At 64.9% G+C, this 18778-nt stretch carries 20 protein-coding genes and 1 tRNA gene; 7 read left to right on the forward strand and 14 right to left on the reverse strand.

The window, feature by feature from the left end:
• Positions 1-11 precede the first annotated feature (11 nt).
• Positions 12-1325 (reverse strand): leucine-rich repeat-containing protein kinase family protein, encoded by a 1314-nt coding sequence (locus HWX09_RS28130; protein WP_027781237.1) that lies wholly within the window; start codon positions 1323-1325, stop codon positions 12-14.
• A gap of 141 nt (positions 1326-1466) precedes the next feature.
• On the opposite strand from HWX09_RS28130, the gene HWX09_RS28135 reads away from it, so the two are divergent.
• Positions 1467-1551, forward strand: a tRNA-Leu gene (locus HWX09_RS28135).
• 76 nt (positions 1552-1627) lie between these two features.
• Here the strand turns inward: HWX09_RS28135 and HWX09_RS28140 are convergent.
• Positions 1628-2500: a LysR family transcriptional regulator gene (locus HWX09_RS28140; protein WP_027781238.1), complete on the reverse strand. Its 873-nt coding sequence runs from the start codon at positions 2498-2500 to the stop codon at positions 1628-1630.
• A 140-nt stretch (positions 2501-2640) separates the two neighbouring features.
• Between HWX09_RS28140 and HWX09_RS28145 the strand changes: the two genes are divergently transcribed.
• Positions 2641-3885, forward strand: a complete 1245-nt coding sequence (locus tag HWX09_RS28145; protein ID WP_027781239.1) for an MFS transporter — start codon at positions 2641-2643, stop codon at positions 3883-3885.
• A 92-nt stretch (positions 3886-3977) separates the two neighbouring features.
• Here the strand turns inward: HWX09_RS28145 and HWX09_RS28150 are convergent, their stop codons facing one another.
• The gene (locus HWX09_RS28150; protein WP_034185234.1) at positions 3978-4862 is read right to left on the reverse strand and encodes a LysR family transcriptional regulator; all 885 of its coding nucleotides are present in this window, start codon (positions 4860-4862) and stop codon (positions 3978-3980) included.
• 78 nt (positions 4863-4940) lie between these two features.
• On the opposite strand from HWX09_RS28150, the gene HWX09_RS28155 reads away from it, so the two are divergent.
• Positions 4941-6242, forward strand: coding sequence for an aspartate aminotransferase family protein (locus HWX09_RS28155; RefSeq protein WP_027781241.1), 1302 nt, complete (start codon positions 4941-4943; stop codon positions 6240-6242).
• A gap of 93 nt (positions 6243-6335) precedes the next feature.
• Here the strand turns inward: HWX09_RS28155 and HWX09_RS28160 are convergent, their stop codons facing one another.
• Positions 6336-7085: an SDR family oxidoreductase gene (locus HWX09_RS28160; protein ID WP_027781242.1), complete on the reverse strand. Its 750-nt coding sequence runs from the start codon at positions 7083-7085 to the stop codon at positions 6336-6338.
• A gap of 44 nt (positions 7086-7129) precedes the next feature.
• Here HWX09_RS28160 and HWX09_RS28165 point away from each other — a divergent pair, with 44 nt between their 5' ends.
• From HWX09_RS28165 to HWX09_RS28175, 3 genes are all read left to right on the forward strand, one after another.
• The gene (locus HWX09_RS28165) at positions 7130-8113 is read left to right on the forward strand and encodes an AraC family transcriptional regulator (protein ID WP_027781243.1); all 984 of its coding nucleotides are present in this window, start codon (positions 7130-7132) and stop codon (positions 8111-8113) included.
• A 73-nt stretch (positions 8114-8186) separates the two neighbouring features.
• Positions 8187-9044: an AraC family transcriptional regulator gene (locus HWX09_RS28170; protein WP_027781244.1), complete on the forward strand. Its 858-nt coding sequence runs from the start codon at positions 8187-8189 to the stop codon at positions 9042-9044.
• Positions 9045-9088: 44 nt separating this feature from the next.
• Positions 9089-9496, forward strand: a complete 408-nt coding sequence (locus tag HWX09_RS28175; protein ID WP_027781245.1) for a DUF2000 domain-containing protein — start codon at positions 9089-9091, stop codon at positions 9494-9496.
• 30 nt (positions 9497-9526) lie between these two features.
• Here the strand turns inward: HWX09_RS28175 and HWX09_RS28180 are convergent, their stop codons facing one another.
• The 6 genes from HWX09_RS28180 to HWX09_RS28205 form a co-directional block, all read right to left on the reverse strand.
• On the reverse strand, positions 9527-9877 hold the full coding sequence (locus HWX09_RS28180; protein WP_027781246.1) for a VOC family protein: 351 nt from the start codon (positions 9875-9877) through the stop codon (positions 9527-9529).
• A gap of 160 nt (positions 9878-10037) precedes the next feature.
• Positions 10038-10739, reverse strand: coding sequence for an ABC transporter ATP-binding protein (locus HWX09_RS28185; protein ID WP_006484776.1), 702 nt, complete (start codon positions 10737-10739; stop codon positions 10038-10040).
• A complete protein-coding gene (gene livG / locus HWX09_RS28190) occupies positions 10739-11512 on the reverse strand; it encodes a high-affinity branched-chain amino acid ABC transporter ATP-binding protein LivG (RefSeq protein WP_027781247.1) in 774 nt (257 codons plus the stop codon). The genes HWX09_RS28185 and livG overlap by 1 nt, the downstream gene beginning before the upstream one ends.
• A complete protein-coding gene (locus HWX09_RS28195) occupies positions 11509-12780 on the reverse strand; it encodes a high-affinity branched-chain amino acid ABC transporter permease LivM (protein WP_027781248.1) in 1272 nt (423 codons plus the stop codon). Before HWX09_RS28195 ends, livG begins: the two co-directional genes overlap by 4 nt.
• Positions 12781-12791: 11 nt before the next feature.
• On the reverse strand, positions 12792-13718 hold the full coding sequence (gene livH / locus HWX09_RS28200; RefSeq protein WP_006749488.1) for a high-affinity branched-chain amino acid ABC transporter permease LivH: 927 nt from the start codon (positions 13716-13718) through the stop codon (positions 12792-12794).
• Between the two features lie 183 nt (positions 13719-13901).
• Positions 13902-15020 carry a branched-chain amino acid ABC transporter substrate-binding protein gene (locus tag HWX09_RS28205; RefSeq protein WP_027781249.1) on the reverse strand — a complete coding sequence of 373 codons (1119 nt, stop codon included), beginning with the start codon at positions 15018-15020 and terminating at the stop codon, positions 13902-13904.
• Between the two features lie 783 nt (positions 15021-15803).
• Between HWX09_RS28205 and HWX09_RS28210 the strand changes: the two genes are divergently transcribed.
• Positions 15804-16451 (forward strand): hypothetical protein, encoded by a 648-nt coding sequence (locus HWX09_RS28210; RefSeq protein WP_080681177.1) that lies wholly within the window; start codon positions 15804-15806, stop codon positions 16449-16451.
• A gap of 85 nt (positions 16452-16536) precedes the next feature.
• On the opposite strand, the gene HWX09_RS28215 is transcribed toward HWX09_RS28210, so the two are convergent.
• The 4 genes from HWX09_RS28215 to HWX09_RS28230 form a co-directional block, all read right to left on the reverse strand.
• Positions 16537-16755 (reverse strand): hypothetical protein, encoded by a 219-nt coding sequence (locus tag HWX09_RS28215; RefSeq protein WP_080681265.1) that lies wholly within the window; start codon positions 16753-16755, stop codon positions 16537-16539.
• A 231-nt stretch (positions 16756-16986) separates the two neighbouring features.
• Complete coding sequence (locus HWX09_RS28220; RefSeq protein ID WP_051421298.1) at positions 16987-17208, reverse strand: hypothetical protein; 222 nt, start codon at positions 17206-17208, stop codon at positions 16987-16989.
• Between the two features lie 371 nt (positions 17209-17579).
• A complete protein-coding gene (locus HWX09_RS28225; RefSeq protein ID WP_155257269.1) occupies positions 17580-18143 on the reverse strand; it encodes a hypothetical protein in 564 nt (187 codons plus the stop codon).
• Positions 18144-18288: 145 nt separating this feature from the next.
• On the reverse strand, positions 18289-18768 hold the full coding sequence (locus HWX09_RS28230) for an SMI1/KNR4 family protein (RefSeq protein WP_080681178.1): 480 nt from the start codon (positions 18766-18768) through the stop codon (positions 18289-18291).
• Positions 18769-18778 lie beyond the last annotated feature (10 nt).

Raw genomic sequence — 18778 nt, forward strand, 5'->3', positions numbered from 1 at the left:
GCCCGATTCCGTCAGTGCATGCGAGCGGCCAGTGCGGCCGTGATCTCGTCGAACGACGGCCGTGCATCGACGTCCTCGTTCACGCACGCCGCCGCAAGCGGATCGAGCGCGCCGGCATGCGGTTCGCATCGCTCGAGTAATTCGCCGAGCAGATAGCCGAACGCGCGCACTTCGAGCCGCTCGAACCGGGCGCCGCGTGTGCGCTCGTTCACGTCGTAAAGCGACGCCGCCCCGAAATCCCCGAGCAACGCGCCGCCCGCGCCGTCGTGCAGGATGTTGTGCGCATACAGATCGCCATGCATGATGCCGCGCGCGTGCAGATGGCCGGCGACCGAGGCGATGCCGTGCGCGATCCGCAGCGCTTGCGCCGGATCGAATTTCAGATCGGCAGCATAGACGTCGCGCGTGCAGGACGCGAAGCTCGGCGGCCCGGCGAGATTCGTCAGTGCGGGATCGACCTGCTCCATCACGAGGCCGTGCGTGCCGTCCGGATGCCCGCGCAGCTTGCCGATCACCGGGATCAGGTTCGGATGACGGTCGGCATGCAGGCATGCGGCCATTTCGCAGTCAGGCAGGCCGTCGCTCGTGACCGCGCCCTTGAACAGCTTGACCGCGACTGTGCGCGGCGGATGGCCCGCCGCCCGCCACTGCGCGCGATAAATGACGCCCGACGCGCCCTCGCCCAGCTTCCGTTCACATGAAAGGGCCGCCCAGTCGATCTCCGCGACGTCCGGCCCGGCGGACGCCGTGGCTTCCGGCCCCGCACCGAACGGATTGCCGGCAACGGCGAGCCATGCGAGACGCGGCAGGCGCGGCAGCCAGTCGGGCAACGCTTCCAGCCGGTTCGCCGACAGGCGCACCAGCTCCAGCGCGCGGCACGCGGCCATTTCCGCAGGCAGCGCCCGCAGCTGGTTGCCGGCAAGCATGAGCTTCTGCAACCGCGCACAGTCGCCGATGTCGGGCGGAAGTTCGTCGATCGCGTTGTCGGTCAGGATCAGCCAGCGCAGCGCAGGCGGCAGCGCGCCGCGCGGCACGGTGCGGATCCGGTTCGCCTTGAAGCCGATCATGTCGAGCTGTTCGCACGCGCCGAGCACGTCGGGGAAGGCGGTGAAGCGGTTGCCCGACGCGAACAGGATGCGCAGACGATGCAGCCGCGGCAGATCGTCGGGCAGCGCGGACAACGCATTGCCGGTCAGGTCGAGCACTTCGAGCGTGTCGGCCAGCTCGAAGATCTCTCGCGGAAATTCGGTCAGTCCGCACGCGAGCTTGAGTTGCCGCGCGCCCGACAGTTGTCCGGACTGCAGCTGTTCGAGGGTATGTATCACGGAGAAAACGGGTGGCGGTTGCGGGGACCCGTCGGGTCGATCGGACGAATTCTACCGGCATCGACGGCGTGCCCGTACACGACCTTGTCACATCCCCTTCACAAACGCGCGACGTGACGTTAGAATTGCGCCCCTTGCAGTGCCGACGTGGTGAAATTGGTAGACACGCTATCTTGAGGGGGTAGTGGCGAAAGCTGTGCGAGTTCGAGTCTCGCCGTCGGCACCAGATGCGTTTCCAGCGCATTCCGAGCATGATCTGAAACCCGCGACAGCATGTGGCTGCGCGGGTTTTTTGTTGTCGGCTACGCCAGCAACAGAAAATTCCGCACCACCGCGGACGGCTCGTCGCAGCGCGACGCGATGGCCAGCCTGGCGCGAAACCGGTTACCCGAGAACGGCCGGTACACGACCCCGGGCACCTGCACCTGCGTAATCGCCTTCGGCACGACCGACACGCCGAGCCCGGCCGCCACCAGCGTCACCGCGGACGCGATCTGCGGCGCCGGTTGCGCCATGCGCGGCTCGAACCCGGCGGCCTGGCACGCAGCCACGATGTCGTCGAACAGCGCGCCGCCGGCCGCGCGCGGCACCTGCACGAACGACTCGTCGGCCAGCTCCGCCAGATCGATGCGCCGGCGCTGCGCCAGCCGATGCGCGACGGGCAGCGCGACGAACATCGGCTCCTCGTCCCAGTCGGCTACCCGCAGCGTCGCGGCGACGCGGCGCTCGGGCCGCACGATCGCGACGTCGAGACGCCCGGCCTCCAGCGCCTCCAGCAGGACGCCCGACGTCGCCTCCTGCAACGTCAGCTCGGCATCCGGAAACGCCTCCCGAAAGCGGCGAATCAGATCCGACACTTTCGGATTGAACGCGGCCGTCCCGGTGAAACCGACCCGCAAATGGCCGGTTTCCCCGCGCGCGGCGCGCCTTGCCGCCCGCGCCGCGCGCTCGGCATCGTCCAGCACGCGTCGCGCCTCTTCCGCGAAGACCTCGCCCGCCAGCGTCAATTCGGCGCCGCGCGCGGTCCGCTTGAACAGCTCCACGCCGAGCTCGTTCTCGAGCGCCTTGATCTGCTGGCTCAACGGCGGCTGGCCGATGCCGAGCGTTTCGGCAGCCTTCGTGAAATTCGACGCGGCCGCGACGGCCAGAAAGTAGCGCAGATGCCGAAGTTCCATTCGTGACGTGACCTCGCGGTGAGTCGGGGCTGGCCTGTCAGCCAGTGTTAAAACATATCGCTGCGGTTTCTTTCATATATTGGACATATATATGACGGTGCGCAAGAATTCACGTATTCCGTCGCACATCGAGTGCATCCATGTTCTCCGCTTCGATTTCCCGATCCATGCCCGGCACACAACCATCCGCATCCGACGATGCGCTGCCGGCCGGCGTGTCCCCGCGCTCGCCCGCATACAAGCGCATCGCGTTCGCGCTTTTCCTCGCCGGCTTTTCCACTTTCTCGCTGCTGTACTGCGTGCAGCCGCTGCTTCCCGCGTTCGCACGCGAGTTCAACGTCGGCGCGGCGTCGAGTTCGCTCTCGCTGTCGCTGTCCACCGGGATGCTCGCGGTGTCGATCCTGTGTGCCGGCGCGCTGTCCGAACGGGTCGGCCGGCGCGGGCTGATGTTCGCGTCGATGACGCTGGCCGCGCTGTTCAACATGCTCGCCGCGCTGTCGCCGAACTGGCACCTGCTCCTGGTCTGGCGTGCGCTCGAAGGCTTCGCGCTGGGCGGCGTGCCGGCGGTGGCGATGGCCTATCTCGCGGAAGAAATCGCCGCCGACGGGCTGGGTTTCTCGATGGGGCTCTATGTCGGCGGAACCGCGTTCGGCGGCATGATCGGACGGATCGGCATGAGCGCGCTCGAGGAGCACTTCTCGTGGCGAACGGCGATGCTGTCGATCGGCGTCGTCGACCTGCTCGCAGCGCTCGCGTTCGTGATGCTGCTGCCGGCCTCGCGACGCTTCGTGAAGCGCACCGACCTGACGCTGCGTCACCACCTGCGGCTGTGGCACGCGCAACTGCGTCACGCACGCCTGCCGTTCGTGTTCGCGATCGGCTTCCTGGTGATGGGCGCGTTCGTGACGATCTACAACTACGCCGGGTTCCGACTCATGGCGGCGCCGTTCAACCTGAGCCCGACCGCATGCGGGCTGATCTTCGGCGCGTACCTGTTCGGGATGGTGTCGTCATCGAGCGCCGGCGCGCTCGCCGATCGTCTCGGGCGGGCGCCGGTGCTGGTCAGCGGCATCGTCGTCTTCGCGGCGGGCCTCGCACTGACGCTGTCGCACTCGCTCGCCGCGATCGTCGTCGGCATCGTGCTCGTGACGATCGGCTTCTTCGTCGCCCATTCGGTCGCGAGCGGCTGGGTCGGCGCGCTCGCGGGCGCCGCGAAAGGGCATGCGGCTTCGCTGTATCTGCTCGCCTACTATGTCGGCTCGAGCGTGCTCGGCTCGGTCGGCGGCGCGTTCTGGCAACGCGGCGCGTGGGCGAGCGTCGCCGCGTATGTCGCGGTGCTGCTCGCGGTCGCATTGCTGGCTGCGCGGCGGTTGAGCCGCAGTTGAGCCGCGCGTGATGCGACGCGATGCGGCGGCGGAGATACCGGGCCGCACGCCGGTGTCGGCCTCGTCGATGATCGACCGATTCGCGTCGACCCTCAAAGCAACGGCAGCGTTTGCCGGATATGGTCGGCGAATGCTGTCGTCAGATGCGACGGCCGCTTCCGGTCGAACCTCAGCGTAATGCCCACCGCCGGCAACGGCGGCAAGCGCGGATCGCCGTTGACGATCGCGAGGTCGGCCGGCACGGCCGTCTGCGTCATCACCGCGAACGCCTGCCCCGAGCGCACCAGCGCGATCAGCCCGGCGAGACTGCTGCTCGCATACGCGACGCGGTAGTCGCGGCCGGCGCGATTCAACGCGTCGCAGGCCGCGAGGTGATCGAGCGTATCGCGATCGGACAACGCGAGCGGCAACGGATCGAAATGCGCGGGTTCGAGCCCCGGATAGCCGATCCAGACGAGTTGCTCGCGGCGGATGATGTCGTCGGTCGCGCCGTCGTCCGGTAGCGAAATCATCGCCAGATCGACCGCGCGCTTCTCCAGTTGTTCGACGAGCCGCGGCGTCGGCCCGCAGACGACTTCGACGATCGCCTGCGGATGCTGGCTCGAAAACTGCCGCAGCAGCGACGGCAGCCAGACCTCCGCGTAATCGTCCGGGCAACCGAACCGGATCGTCCCCGACAGCCCCGTGCCACACAGGTCGGCCATCGCCTCGTCGTGCAGCCGCAGGATGCGCTGCGCATGCACGAGCAGCCGCTCGCCCGGATGCGTCAGCACCACGCCACGGCCGGTGCGCTGGAACAGCGGCTGGTCGACGGCCTCTTCGAGCCGCTTCATCTGCTGGCTGAGTGCGGATTGCGTGCGGCCGACGCGCGCGGCCGCGCGGCTCAGCGCGCGCACCTCGGCAATCACGACGAACGAGCGCAGAAGGTCGATTTCGAGCGAAAGCCCCAAGGTATTAGCTCCTTTTCTACCTTGCATTAGAACTATTCGTTTCCATCAAACCAGACGCGCGCCTAGACTGCAAGCGATCCCTGCCCTTTTGTCCGGAGACGCCCGATGTCCCTGAACGACGACGCAACCTTCTGGCGCAATGCCAGGCAGCACCTGATCCGCTACGGCGGCACGTTCGAGCCGATGATCATCGAGCGCGCGAAAGGCAGCTTCGTCTACGATGCCGACGGCCGCGCGATCCTCGATTTCACGTCGGGCCAGATGAGCGCGGTGCTCGGCCACAGCCATCCGGAGATCGTGTCCGTCGTCAGCGAATACGCGGGCAAGCTCGACCACCTGTTCAGCGGCATGCTGTCGCGGCCGGTCGTCGATCTCGCGACGCGCCTCGCCGACATCACGCCCGCCGGGCTCGATCGCGCGCTGCTGCTCAGCACCGGCGCGGAATCGAACGAGGCGGCGATCCGGATGGCGAAGCTCGTCACCGGCAAGTACGAGATCGTCGGCTTCGCGCAGTCGTGGCACGGGATGACGGGCGCCGCCGCATCGGCCACGTACAGCGCCGGCCGCAAGGGCGTCGGCCCGGCATCGATCGGCTCGTTCGCGATTCCGGCGCCGTTCGCGTACCGGCCGCGCTTCGAGCGCAACGGCGCCTACGACCCGCTCGCCGAACTCGACTACGCATTCGACCTGATCGACCGCCAGTCGAGCGGCAACCTCGCCGCGTTCATTGCGGAGCCGATCCTCAGTTCCGGCGGGATCATCGAATTGCCCGAAGGCTATATGGCCGCGCTCAAGCGCAAGTGCGAGGAACGCGGCATGCTGCTGATTCTCGACGAGGCGCAGACGGGCGTCGGCCGCACCGGCACGATGTTCGCGTGCCAGCGCGACGGCGTGACGCCCGACATCCTGACGCTGTCGAAGACGCTCGGCGCCGGGCTGCCGCTCGCGGCCATCGTGACGTCGGCGGCCATCGAGGAGCGCGCGCACCAGCTCGGCTATCTGTTCTACACGACGCACGTGTCCGACCCGCTGCCGGCGGCGGTCGGCCTGCGCGTGCTCGACGTCGTGCAGCGCGACGGCCTCGTCGCACGCGCGAACACGATGGGCGACCGGTTGCGGCGCGGCCTGCTCGACCTGATGGAGCGCTTCGACTGCATCGGCGACGTACGCGGGCGCGGGCTGCTGCTGGGCGTCGAGATCGTCAAGGATCGCCGCACCAAGGAGCCGGCGGACGGGCTCGGCGCGAAGATCACGCGCGAGTGCATGAACCTCGGGCTCAGCATGAACATCGTGCAGTTGCCCGGCATGGGCGGCGTGTTCCGGATCGCGCCGCCGCTGACCGTCAGCGAGGAAGAGATCGACCTCGGCCTGTCGCTGCTGGAGCAGGCGATCACGCGCGCGCTGTAGCGGCACGCGGCCGCCCCGTCCTCGCGTCACGCGATCCGTCGCGCCGGTTCGAAGTTCCGGCGCGACGCGTTGATGTTTCGTATTCCGGATCGATCAGCGCGCTTCGGCCGCCCATGCTTCGGCATCCGCGCCGGCAGGGATGCGCAGCGGGCTCGACGGATCGGTTGCCGCGCGCCATACGGCGTCGGCGACGTCCTGCGCATGGGTAATCGGTGCGGACGCATCGAGCATGCGCGCGAAGGCCTTCTCGACAAATTCCGCATACGCTTCGTGCTCGAAGCCGTGCATGTTCGCGCGCGCGTTCTCGGCGAAGCGTGTGTCGGGCGCGCGGCCCGGCAACACGAGATGCACGCGCACGCCGAACGGTTCGAGTTCGGCCGCCATCGATTCGGTGTACGCATTGACCGCCGCCTTGGTGGCGCGGTACGCGCTGACCAGCGGCAGCGCCTTCAGCGTGACGCTCGACGTGACGTTCACGACCACGCCGGCCCCGCGCTGCCGAAACTGCGGCAGCACCGCCTGCGTCACCGCCATCGTGCCGATCGCGTTGGTCTCGAACAGCGCGCGCACCGTATCGAGCGGCGCCAGCTCGGCCGGCGCGGCCGCGCCGAAACCCGCGTTGTTGACGAGCACGTCGATCGGGCCGGCTGCGTCGATCGCGGCGCGAATGCTGTCCGTGTTCGTCACGTCCAGCGGCAGCACGCGCAAGCGCTCCGACGGCGGCAGCACGTCCTCGCGCGGCGTGCGCATCGTCGCGACGACCTGCCAGTCGTGCGCCAGGAAATGGCGCGCGATCTCGAGGCCGAAGCCGGAGGAACAGCCGGTGATCAATACGGTCTTCATGCGAACTCCTGACGGGTTGTGTTGAGCAAGTGTTCGTACGATAGATGGCCGGGCCCGTATTCGCTACAATCGAAAATCCGCTTTTCTTTTGCGAGAGTCCGGCGATGATCGACCCGCTCACCGAAGTCGTGACACTGCTGCAACCGGCTGCGCGGCACTCCAAGTCCGTTCACGGTGCGAGCCCGTGGCTCGTGCGTCGCACGGTCGCCGGCGAGCCGTTCTATTGCGTCGTTCTCGACGGCGGGTGCCGGATCGCGATCGACGGGCACGCGCCGATCGAATTGCGGGCCGGCGATTTCGTGCTGATTCCGGCGGCGTACGGCATCGCGACATCGAGCCTCGAACCGCCGCCGCCGGGCGTCGAATCCGCACCGCCGGTGGCGCTCGACACCGGCGAATACCGGGTGGGCGATCCCGGCAACCCGGTCGACACGCGCATGATGCTGGGCAACTGCAGCTTCGGTTCGCCCGACGCGGCATTGCTGGTGTCGCTCCTGCCGCGAGTCGTGCACGTGCGCGGCGATCCGCGGCTGACCACGCTCGTGCAACTGGTGCGCGACGAGTCGCGCGCGCAGCGGCCCGCGCGCGAGATCGTGCTGTCGCGGCTGATGGAAGTGCTGCTGATCGAGGCGTTGCGATTCACGGCCGGCACGCACGCATCGCCCGGCCTCGTGCGCGGGCTCGCCGACAGCCGCCTCGCGGCCGCGCTCCGCGCAATGCACGCGCGCCCGTCGCATCCGTGGACGATCGTCGAACTCGCGAAGGAAGCGGCGCTGTCGCGCTCGACCTTCTTCGAGCGCTTCAGCCGCGCGGTCGGCGTCGCGCCGATGGAATACCTGCTCACGTGGCGCATGGCGCTGGCGAAGGATCTGCTCCGCCGCAACGAAGGCCGCATCGCGGAAATCGCGGCGCGCGTCGGCTACAGCTCCGCGAGCACCTTCAGCGTCGCATTCACGCGGCATGTCGGCCGGCCGCCCGCGCAATACGCGCGCGACGAACAGGCGGCGGTCGAACCGATCGAACCATGAACCGCACCCGCCACCGTTTCCTCGCCGACCGCGTATCCCTCCCGTCAGGCAATGACGACGTGCGAGGCACCCGATGACGACCGCGACGACCCGAGCCGGCACGACGGACCACTGGCTCGTCGCACACCGCGATGCGGAAACCGGCATCGAAAGCCTGCATGCGCATTTCAACGGCCATGCGTACGATGCGCACGACCACGACGACATGCTGGTCGGCTTCACCGAGCAGGGCGTGCAGCGCTTCCAGTGCCACCGTTCACTGCATACCAGCGTACCGGGCCGCGCGATCCTGATCGAGCCGGGCGCGATGCACGACGGCCACGCGCCCGAAGCCGACGGCTTCACGTACGGGATGCTGTACCTGCCGCAGGCGTGGGTCGAGCGCGCCGCACGCCGGCTCGACCTGCCGGGCCTCGGCGGCGTCGAAGCCACGTTCGGCCACACGCTCGTCGACGATCGCGACCTCGTCGAGGCGATCCGGAACGCCTTCTTCGCGATCCACGACAACGAAGGTCGGCTCGCGCGCGACCAGACGCTCGACCGCCTGCTGATGCGGCTCGGCAGCCAGTTGGGCGGCCCGCTCGCGCTGGAAGGCGGCGTCGTGCCGCCCGCGATCGCGCGCGTGCGCGACCTGCTGCACGAACACATGGACGGCAACCTCGGCCTCGACGAACTCGCGAGCGTCGCCGGCATCGACCGGTTCCGGCTGACGCGGATGTTCCAGCGCGCGTTCGGCACGTCGCCGCACGCGTACCTCGTGCGCTTGCGGCTGCGCGCCGCACGAAAACTGCTGGCCGCCGGCCGAACGCCCGCGCAGGCGGCCGCCGACGTCGGCTTCGCCGACCAGAGCCACCTCGGCCGCTGGTTCCGTCGCGCGTACCGGATCACGCCGGCCGCGTACCGGCAACTCTGCACAAACGTTCCAGACTGATCGCGCACGACATCCGATCATGGGCGCTTCAACCGGGAGCAAGCATGTTCGATACAAAAGTAGCGCTGATCGTGCGCGACGATCTCGCAGCGTGGCAAAAACTCAACGTCGTCGCGTTTCTCGCGACGGGTGTCGCGGCCGGTGCGCCGGACGCACTGGGCGAGCCTTACGAGGATGCGGCCGGGCGCCGCTACGGCCGGATGCTCGGCCAGCCGATGCTGGTGTTCGCGGCCGACTTGAATGGATTGCAGGCCGCGCACCGGCAGGCGCTGTCGCGGGAACTGACGATCGTGCCCTACGTGCGCGCGATGTTTTCGACCGGACACGATGCGGCCAACCGCGAGGTGTTTCGCGCGGAGGATGCAGCAAATCTGGATCTGGTCGGCCTCGCGCTGCACGGGCCGAAGAAGGCCGTGGACAAGGCGGTGAAGGGGTTGGCGTTGCATGCGTGAACGCCGGCGTGCCCCGCTCGCCGATGCTGCTCAGCGATGCGCGAGCACGTTGACGAGCTTGCCGAACGGGTCGCGCACGTAAAACCGCCGCACGCCCCATGGCTCGTCGGCCGGGCCGTATTCGACGGGCACGCCTGCCGCATGAACGCGTGCGAGCGCTTCATCGACATCGTCGACTTCGATCGACAGATCGGGTGTCGGCGTGCCCGACCCGCCCTGCGACGCGAAGCTGATCTGCACGTCCATCTGCTCGGCATTGCCGTAGGTTGCGATCCAGCCGTGGTCCATCAGCAGGTCGAGGCCGAAGATCTGCTGATAGAAACGCTTCGCGTCGTCGACTGATTGCGTGTCGATATTGGCGACGATTCGTTTGACCTTCATCGGTTTCCTCCGCAGCGCGAAGATGTAGCCAATTTGACTACGATCGAAGCCAAATCGGCTACAGATTTCCTGCAAAACGGGTCTTGCGCCTGTCGTCCCGAAGCATCCAGGAAGGATGCCGCAAGCCGCTGGCCCATTGCAGGCCGGCGGCTTTCCCCCATCAACCGCCCAGATAAGCCTGCTTGATCCGGTCGTTCGCGAGCAGGTTCGCGCCCGTGTCGGCCAGCACCACGCGCCCCGTTTCGAGCACGTAGCCGCGATCGGCCACGCCGAGCGCCTTGTTCGCGTTCTGCTCGACGAGGAACACCGTGACGCCTTCGTCGCGGATCGTGCGGATGATGTCGAAGATCTGCGCGATCACGAGCGGCGCGAGGCCGAGCGTCGGTTCGTCGAGCAGCAGCAGACGCGGCTTGCTCATCAGCGCGCGGCCGATCGCCAGCATCTGCTGCTCGCCGCCCGACATCGTGCCGGCCCGCTGCGCCGCGCGTTCCTTCAGGCGCGGAAACAGCTTGAACACATGCTCGATGCCGTCGTCGATCTCGTGACGGCTCGCGAAGAAGCCGCCCATCTTCAGGTTCTCCAGCACCGTCAGGCTCGGGAACACGCGCCGCCCTTCCGGCGAGATCGCCATCCCCTGCCGCATGATCTGGTGCGTCGACATCGCGGTGATGTCGTTGCCCTCGAACAGCACGCGGCCCGACGATGCGCGCGGCGTACCGCATACCGTCATCATCAGCGTCGTCTTGCCGGCGCCGTTGCTGCCGATCAGCGTGACGATCTCGCCCTTGTTCACCTCGATCGACACGCCCGCGAGCGCCTCGACCGCGCCGTAGTGCGTATGGACCTGTTCCAGCTTCAGCATCACTCTTCCCCCAGATACGCCTTGATCACGCGCGGGTCGTTGCGGACCGCTTCCGGCGTGCCGATCACGATCGGCCGGCCGTGCTCCATCACGAGGATGCGGTCGGACACGCCCATCACGAGGCTCATGTCGTGTTCGATCAGCAGCACCGACACGCCGAATTCCCGGCGCAGCTTGTCGATCAGGTGCTGCAGTTCGATCTTTTCCTGCGGGTTGAGGCCGGCGGCCGGCTCGTCGAGCATCAAGAGGCGCGGCTCGGTGATCATGCAGCGCGCGATCTCCAGACGCCGCTGGTGTCCGTACGACAGCGTGCCCGCCGGCCGGTTGGCGACCGCCGTCAGCCCCATCCGGTCGAGCCACACGGCCGCGCGTTCGAGCGCCTCCTTCTCGGCGTGGCGATACGCGGGCGTCGCGAACAGGCCGTGCAGCAGCCCCGCCTTCACCTTGCGATGCTGCGCGACGAGGAGGTTCTCGACGACGGTCAGCGACTTGAACAGGCGGATGTTCTGGAACGTCCGCACCAGGCCTTTCAACGCGATCTTGTGGCTCGGCAGCCCGGCGATCGCGTGGCCGTCGAGCACGACGTCGCCGCCGGTCGGCCTGTAGAAGCCGCCGACGCAATTGAACACCGTGGTCTTGCCCGCGCCGTTCGGCCCGATGATCGCGAACACCTCGTCGCGGCGCACATCGAAATCGATGCCGTCCACCGCGAGCAACCCGCCAAAGCGCATCTGCAGCCCGGCGACCTTCAACAGTTCTGCATTCGCGCTCATTGCGGGAGCTCCACGTGGGGACGGCTCGCGGGCAGCAGGCCCTGCGGACGCCACATCATCATCAACACCATCACCAGACCGAAGATCAGCATCCGGTACTCGGCGAACCCGCGCGCGACCTCCGGCAGCACGGTCAGCAGGATCGCCGCGAGAATCACGCCGAGCTGCGAGCCCATCCCGCCGAGCACGACGATCGCGAGGATCAGCGCCGATTCGATGAAGGTGAACGATTCAGGGTTCACGAGGCCCTGACGCGCCGCGAAGAACGCGCCGCCGATACCCGCGAACGCGGCGCCGAGCGTGAACGCAGACAGCTTGATGCGCGTCGGGTTGAGACCCAGCGAACGGCATGCGATCTCGTCGTCGCGCAGCGCTTCCCACGCGCGACCCATCGGCATGCGGATCAGGCGGCTCGTCACGAACAGCGTGAAGCCCACCAGCAGCAGCGCGATCAGGTACAGGAAGATCACCATGTGCTCGCCGCTGTATTCCAGCCCGATCAGTTCATGGAAGGTCTTCGCGCCTTCGACGCTCGCCGAGCGCGCCATCTCGAAGCCGAACACCGTCGGCTTCGGAATGCTCGAGATGCCGTCCGGGCCGCCGGTGAGGCTCGTCAGGTTGTTCGCGAGCAGGCGAATGATTTCGCCGAAGCCGAGCGTGACGATCGCGAGATAGTCGCCGCGCAGCCGCAGCACCGGGAAGCCGAGCAGGAAGCCGAACGTCGCCGCCGCGATCGCCGCGATCGGCAGGCATTCCCAGAACGACAGCCCGAAATACTGGTTCAGCATCGCGTACGTATAGCCGCCGACCGCATAGAACCCGACATAGCCGAGATCCAGCAGCCCCGCGAAACCGACCACGATGTTCAGCCCGAGCCCGAGGATCACGTAGATCAGCGCGAGCGTCGCGACGTCCACCGCACCGCGCGAGCCGAAGAACGGCCACACGAGGCCGACCGCGAGCAGCACCCAGATGATCGCGCGCTGCTGCCGCGCGCCCATCGCGGGCGCCGCCGGCAGCTTCACGGCCGCTTTCGCGCGCATCAGCCACGGCTTGAACAACTGGAACAGGAACACGGCCGCGACCGCGATCCATACCGGGCGCCAGTGCGGCGTCAGCACCACCTGATAGCCGTCGAGCTTCAGTTGCAGCCCGAGCACCGGAATCGTGAGGATCGCCGTCAGGACCGCGGCGACCACCGCATTCTTCAGCGCCTGGCCGAACGAAGCGTCGGCGGCCGGGCGGCGAACGGAAATGACTTGACTCATCTGCGTCTCCCTCAAACCTTTTCGATGTCCGACTTGCCGAGCAGGCCGGTCGGGCGGAAGAGCAGGATCAGCACGAGCAGGCCGAACGCGACCACGTCCTTGTACTCGGCCGGCATGTAGCCCGCGGCGAAGGTTTCCGCGAGGCCGAGCAGCACGCCGCCGAGCATCGCGCCCGGGATGCTGCCGATCCCGCCGAGCACCGCGGCGGTGAACGCCTTGATGCCCGCGACGAAGCCGATATACGGATTCAGCTTGCCGATCGTCAGCCCGATCAGCACGCCGCCGACGGCCGCCAGCATCGCGCCGAGCACGAACGTGAACGAGATCACGCGGTTCGTGTCGATGCCGAGCAGGTTCGCCATCTTCATGTCCTCGGCGCACGCGCGGCACGCACGGCCCATCCGCGAATGCGAGATGAACAGCGTGAGCGCGATCATCAGCACCAGCGTCACGCAGACGATCAACAGGCGCGCATACGGAATCGTCACGTCGAAGTCGCCGCCGAGATGGATCTCGAACGCGCCGGAGATCAGCACCGGCACGGACACGTCGCGCGCGCCCTGGCCGATCTGCACGTAGTTCTGCAGGAAGATCGACATGCCGATCGCGGAGATCAGCGGCACGAGGCGCGGGCCGCCGCGCAGCGGCCGATACGCGACGCGCTCGACCGCGAAGCCGTACAGGCCCGTGACGATCACCGACACGATCAGTGCCGCGCCGAGCACGAGCGGCAGCGGATAGCCGGCAGAAATGCCGATGGCCGTGAGGGTCACGAGGCCCACGTATGCGCCGATCATGTAGATCTCGCCGTGGGCGAAGTTGATCATGCCGATGATGCCGTAGACCATCGAATAGCCGATGGCGATCAACGCATAGATCGCACCCAGCGTCAGGCCGTTGACCAGCTGCTGGGCGAATTGCGGAAAGAAGTCAGTCATGTGCGGGAAGCTCCCGTTGGCGCCGCGTCGCTTGCCGCGCCGGATCACGGCTGCGGCCGCGCGCAACGCACGGTGTCGTCTCGGGCCGCCTTCTTTGGCCGCGCACGGGGAATGCGCGGCCAAATGCGCACGCGCTCCGCCCGGGTGACGGGCAGAGCGGGTGCGCGGGGCGGGTACTCCGTATTACTTGGCGGCGGTCTTCGTCGCGTCCTTGTGCCACGTGTACACGACGAACTTGAACGCCTTCAGGTCGCCCTGCGCGTCGTACGACACCTTGCCGATCGGCGTGTCGAACGTCGTCTTGTGCATGTACGCGGCGACCTTGGTCGGATCGGTCGTCTTCGCTCCGGCGATCGCGTCGGCGATGATCTTCACCGCTGCGTACGACGGCATCTGGAACGGGCCGTTCGGGTCGCGCTTCTTGTCGGCGAACGCCTTCACGAGCGCCGCGTTGGCCGGATCGGCCGAGAAGTCGGCCGGCAGCGTGACCAGCATGCCTTCCGAAGCCGGGCCGGCGATCGCCGTCACGTCCTTGTTGCCCACGCCTTCAGGCCCCATGAACGTCGCCTTCACGCCCTGCTCGCGCGCCTGGCGCATCAGCAGGCCCATTTCCGGGTGGTAGCCGCCGAAGTAGACGAAATCGACGCCTTGCGACTTCAGCTTCGTGATGATCGCGGAGTAGTCCGAATCGCCGGCGTTGATGCCTTCGAACAGCACGACCGGGATCTTCGCGGCTTCGAGGTCCTTCTTCACCGACGATGCGATGCCCTGGCCGTACGACTGCTTGTCGTGCAGCACCGCGACCTTCTTCGGCTTCACGTTATTGATGATGTAGTGCGCGGCAGCCGGGCCTTGCTGATCGTCGCGACCGATCGTGCGGAAGATGAAGTGGCGCTTCTTGCCTTCGGTCAGCTGCGGCGCGGTGGCCGACGGCGTGACCATCACGATGCCTTCATTCTCGTAGATGTCCGACGCGGGAATCGTCGAACCCGAGCACACGTGGCCGATCACGTACTTGATCTTCTGGCTGACGATCTTGTTGGCGACGGCGACGGCCTGCTTCGGTTCGCACGCGTCGTCCATCAGCACGACTTCAAACTTGTTGCCGCCCGCACCGCCTGCCGCGTTGATCTGTTCGATCGCGGTCAGCGCGCCGGCCTTCACCATGTCGCCGTATTGGGCGACCGAGCCGCTCATCGGACCAGCGATGGCGATCTTCACGGTTTCCGCTTGCGCGGCGGCGGCGCCCGCGGCGAACAGCACGGCGGCGACGGAAATGGACGTAAGACGGGACAGCGTCATCTGGGAGCTCCTCGATGTTGTTTAGTCATACGGGCAAAGGCGGCATGACTTGCGCAATCGAACAGCACCCGGGGCGAGGACATGGGACACGCCCGAGACACATAGAAGACGGAACTCCGGCGGAATGTTGCGTAGCGGGGCCCGGCTCTTGCAGTCCCCGAAGGGGACGTCTGGTTCGGAAAGACATCGTGATGCGTCTTGCATTGCGCAAGCGTTTCGCCTGCCCCGCTTGCCAAACCGCTTGATCGGAGGGGTGGTCCGACAGCCGTTGGCAAGGCAGTCGAAATTATATGGGCGTTTTTAAATCGTCTGTCAAAAATGCCTGTCGACTGAGGGAAAACACGTAGGTTTTGCGGGTGGCGCGGTGGCGACGGTGGCGCAACCGGAAGCGGGCGACAACGTTTGCTGGTGGTGCAATTGGATTGCTATGGTGGGTGCCGGTTTGGCTGTCTGCCTTGCTGCGCCTTGGGTTCGGCAATCTCTGATTGCGTGCGGCGTGTTCTTGGTTTGCTAAGGGTCCGATCGTTGAAATTCAATCGACTGATGATTGAGCCGGCAAGCACCAACAGGGGGCGCTCGGTCGAGGCGGCAAATCCTTCCACTTGCTGACAGATCTAGACATTTGGAAGCTCGTTGTTATTTCCATGAAATAATATGAATTCGCCTCTGCAATCCAGCCAGCCTTCCTGCGAGCCGCGCCCGCCGCACTTCGCAGTCGCCTCAGGGCCGCTTCGACGCCCGTCCGTCGCCCAGCCGCCAGCCAGTGATCTGCCGTTTTTTTCAATGCACATCACCCGCTTTGGATCGCTGATGAATCATCCCTTCCGCTTGTCTTCCGCCGCCGCGATTGCGTGCGCGCTTTCTGTTTCCGTCGCTGACGCTTCAGGACCCGATACGCTGACCGATCGGTCGGCCGGTGCCAATGTGTTTCGTTCGGAACGTCGTGCTGCTGCTCGTGATGGTGGGCATGCCGCACGTATGAGCCGATACCGCGTGCAGTACGTTGCGCCGGTGGAGCGGAGTCCGTTCGATACGCCGGATACGCGGCCGGTGCGTGTGTCGGGCGAGACGCTTGAGCCGCAGCCTTCTGCTGGACACGAACCCGAGTTTGTATTGCCATCGAACCGCGTTGCGCTCGGTGCGGGTGGCAGTGATAGTTTCGGTCGCGCGTTGTCCGGACATGAACAGCGCGAGCAGAACTGGAACGAGTACCTGCGAGATAACGGCTCGCGGCCGGCTGGTGGTGGCGGCTCGTATGCACCAACGCGGCCGTACGATGCCGCGCGTGGTCCGCACGGTACGCCGAATCCGTTCGATCCGTCGGTGCCGCAACCGGAGACGCGTACGTTCTACGACAATGGCGCGGGTACGCATTGCACGGCTACTGGCGGTGCGAGGACGTCGCGGTCGTCTTGCAATATCGCCTGGTGATGCGGTGGGGCGGCCGATTGCGACTGCCCCGCCCGGCGCGCTGCGCGATTTCGCGCAGCGCGGCCGCATCCTGCGACGCTGCCTGTTACAACTGCGTGATGGTCGGCCTGCCGGGCTCAATATCGATTCGCGCCTTTCGGCCCGGGACAAAACTCGCAACGTTGATCAGCCACATTCCACCAATCTTCATGTACGGGTAGAACTTCTCCGGCTTGAGTTCGGTTTTCGGCGTATCCCACATTTCCTGGATCGTTACGAAACGTTCCGTCTTCGGTGGCCGTGCTTTATGATTCGCCTTAGCCATGGGCAACTCCTGTTCAGTTGGCTTTGGTTAGCGGGTCGTGATGGCGGGCAAGTCGACACCTGCGCCATCTATTCGGAACACAATTGATTCGAGCGTGACGTTTGGAAACAGTTCTACGAGTTCGGACTCGACAATGTGCGCCGGGCTCGATACTTCGTTAGCCAATGCAAAGTCTTTTGAGTGCGCGCTTGCGGATTCCATTTGTGCTGAGTGTGGGCCTATCCGTCACACTCATTCAGCAGGGAAGCCCCCTTTTTTATATCCGCTCCACAAAACCTTAACTGGCCAACTATCCCGTTTCCCGGCCAACATGCTCTTTGCGATCAGTTCGGCGTCGCCTGAAATTCTTCCCGCGATGTCGAAATTTCCCGAGACTCGAAACGAGAGCTTGAATTCCTTCTCTCTATAAAATCCCAAGAATTTCTTGTCGTCGGCTACGAGGGCCGAATCCATCGACCTCGTTAAACGCCTGCATCTAGAGATCGTCGAATGATGCAGCGTCCCTTTGTCAAATAGGCCATCGAAATCCTAGCCAGTAAAAAATCGAAAAAGCTCGGCTTGGATATCTCCGAATCGATACTATTTAAAATCTCATTTGGCATTCCATAGTCACTGTTCCTTGTGCCGGTGGCACTACAGCGACGCTACCGTCAGTATAGATTCCCGCACCCTCCGGACGGAGGACAACTGCCATTGAACTTCCGGATCCGCCGGCCAAACGCGTCGCACTCGAAATGCGTTGGCACGACCTCGGTCGAACTACGATTTGATTATGGGTAATCAACAGGTCAATCGTTTTCATGGTTGCCCCTTGAATTCATGATTCAGGGAGAACCAAGACTGAATAACCACTCGTGATATTTCATCTTGTCACGATCTGCCAAGGTACCTGCAACGAGTTCACGAGCAAAATCTCTCTGCACGCTCATCTCATGAACGACTGGATTCGCAACATATCCTCCAATCAAATCAAAACTCTCCAAGTAGTCGATTCGGTTTATCAGAATCTCGGCACATGCAACCAACCGTTCTACGTTATGTTCAGCACACCATTTCTCCAAAAAAGACAGCCCTGCTAGCAAATCAGTCGCACCGTGGGCCGCAGCATTGCCATCCATTTCGACTGCATCACCCCCCCAATCCACTTGCTCTAGATCGCTGAGCAGATTGGAGTTTTCGTTTCCGTTCCACACCTGATCCAGGTAAGCGCCGACTCGTTGTCTGATGTGCGCCCTTGTGCCCCCTGCATGCGTAGCAAGGAACTCGAATATTGAATCATCGTGCGAAAGTCCAATACAACACCAAACACCAAAACGAGCAAGGTTATCGAGTTTGCCATCAGCAAGAACTGATTCGAGATATTTTTTATGTGACTCGATATCGAACATACTCACCTCCTCATGGCATCTGGTGAAAGGTGCAGCCGGTCAGCGACATGGCAAGCTTGATCAGCTTCAACTTGCTTGCAAACGCTCCTAGCGGCGACCCTTGTTCGCCCAGCCCTGCATTGCCATCGCGTCGCAGGACCGAACGCTAGCCGAATGCCTCATCTTCAGAAACGAGCGATCTGACGAATTGGTCAAATGAATCAGTCAGACGCCGATCAGCCTTCTGGCGGTTCTCCAAGTCCGTCAACGTTTCGTCGTAGGTGTCGGTCAACCAATAATGTACGGCACCGCTACCGGTGTCGACACAGAAGAGATTACCGCCAGGATCAGTGGCAAATGGAACAAAGGTTCGAGGGTATCCGCCCTCACCCGCGACTCGCGCATAAATGCTCTGAATATTAGGCTTGCTAGCACCCTGCGTTCCGATAGGAAGGAATTCGTGGACCCATATCGGTTCCCAATCATCCTCCATTGGAAACCAGTCGAGAACTGGCATGCCACCATTGAACTTCAGATAGTGTCCCTTCATCGCTTCCGGTAGCTGGACGCCTAAGTCGCTCTCGAGCTTCTCTATGCCCGATCGGTCAATTGCGGGTCCACACTTCGAGAACTCATTTTGCTTCATACTTTCTCCG

The organism is Burkholderia sp. BCC1208 (assembly GCF_902833095.1).
Lineage (GTDB): Bacteria > Pseudomonadota > Gammaproteobacteria > Burkholderiales > Burkholderiaceae > Burkholderia.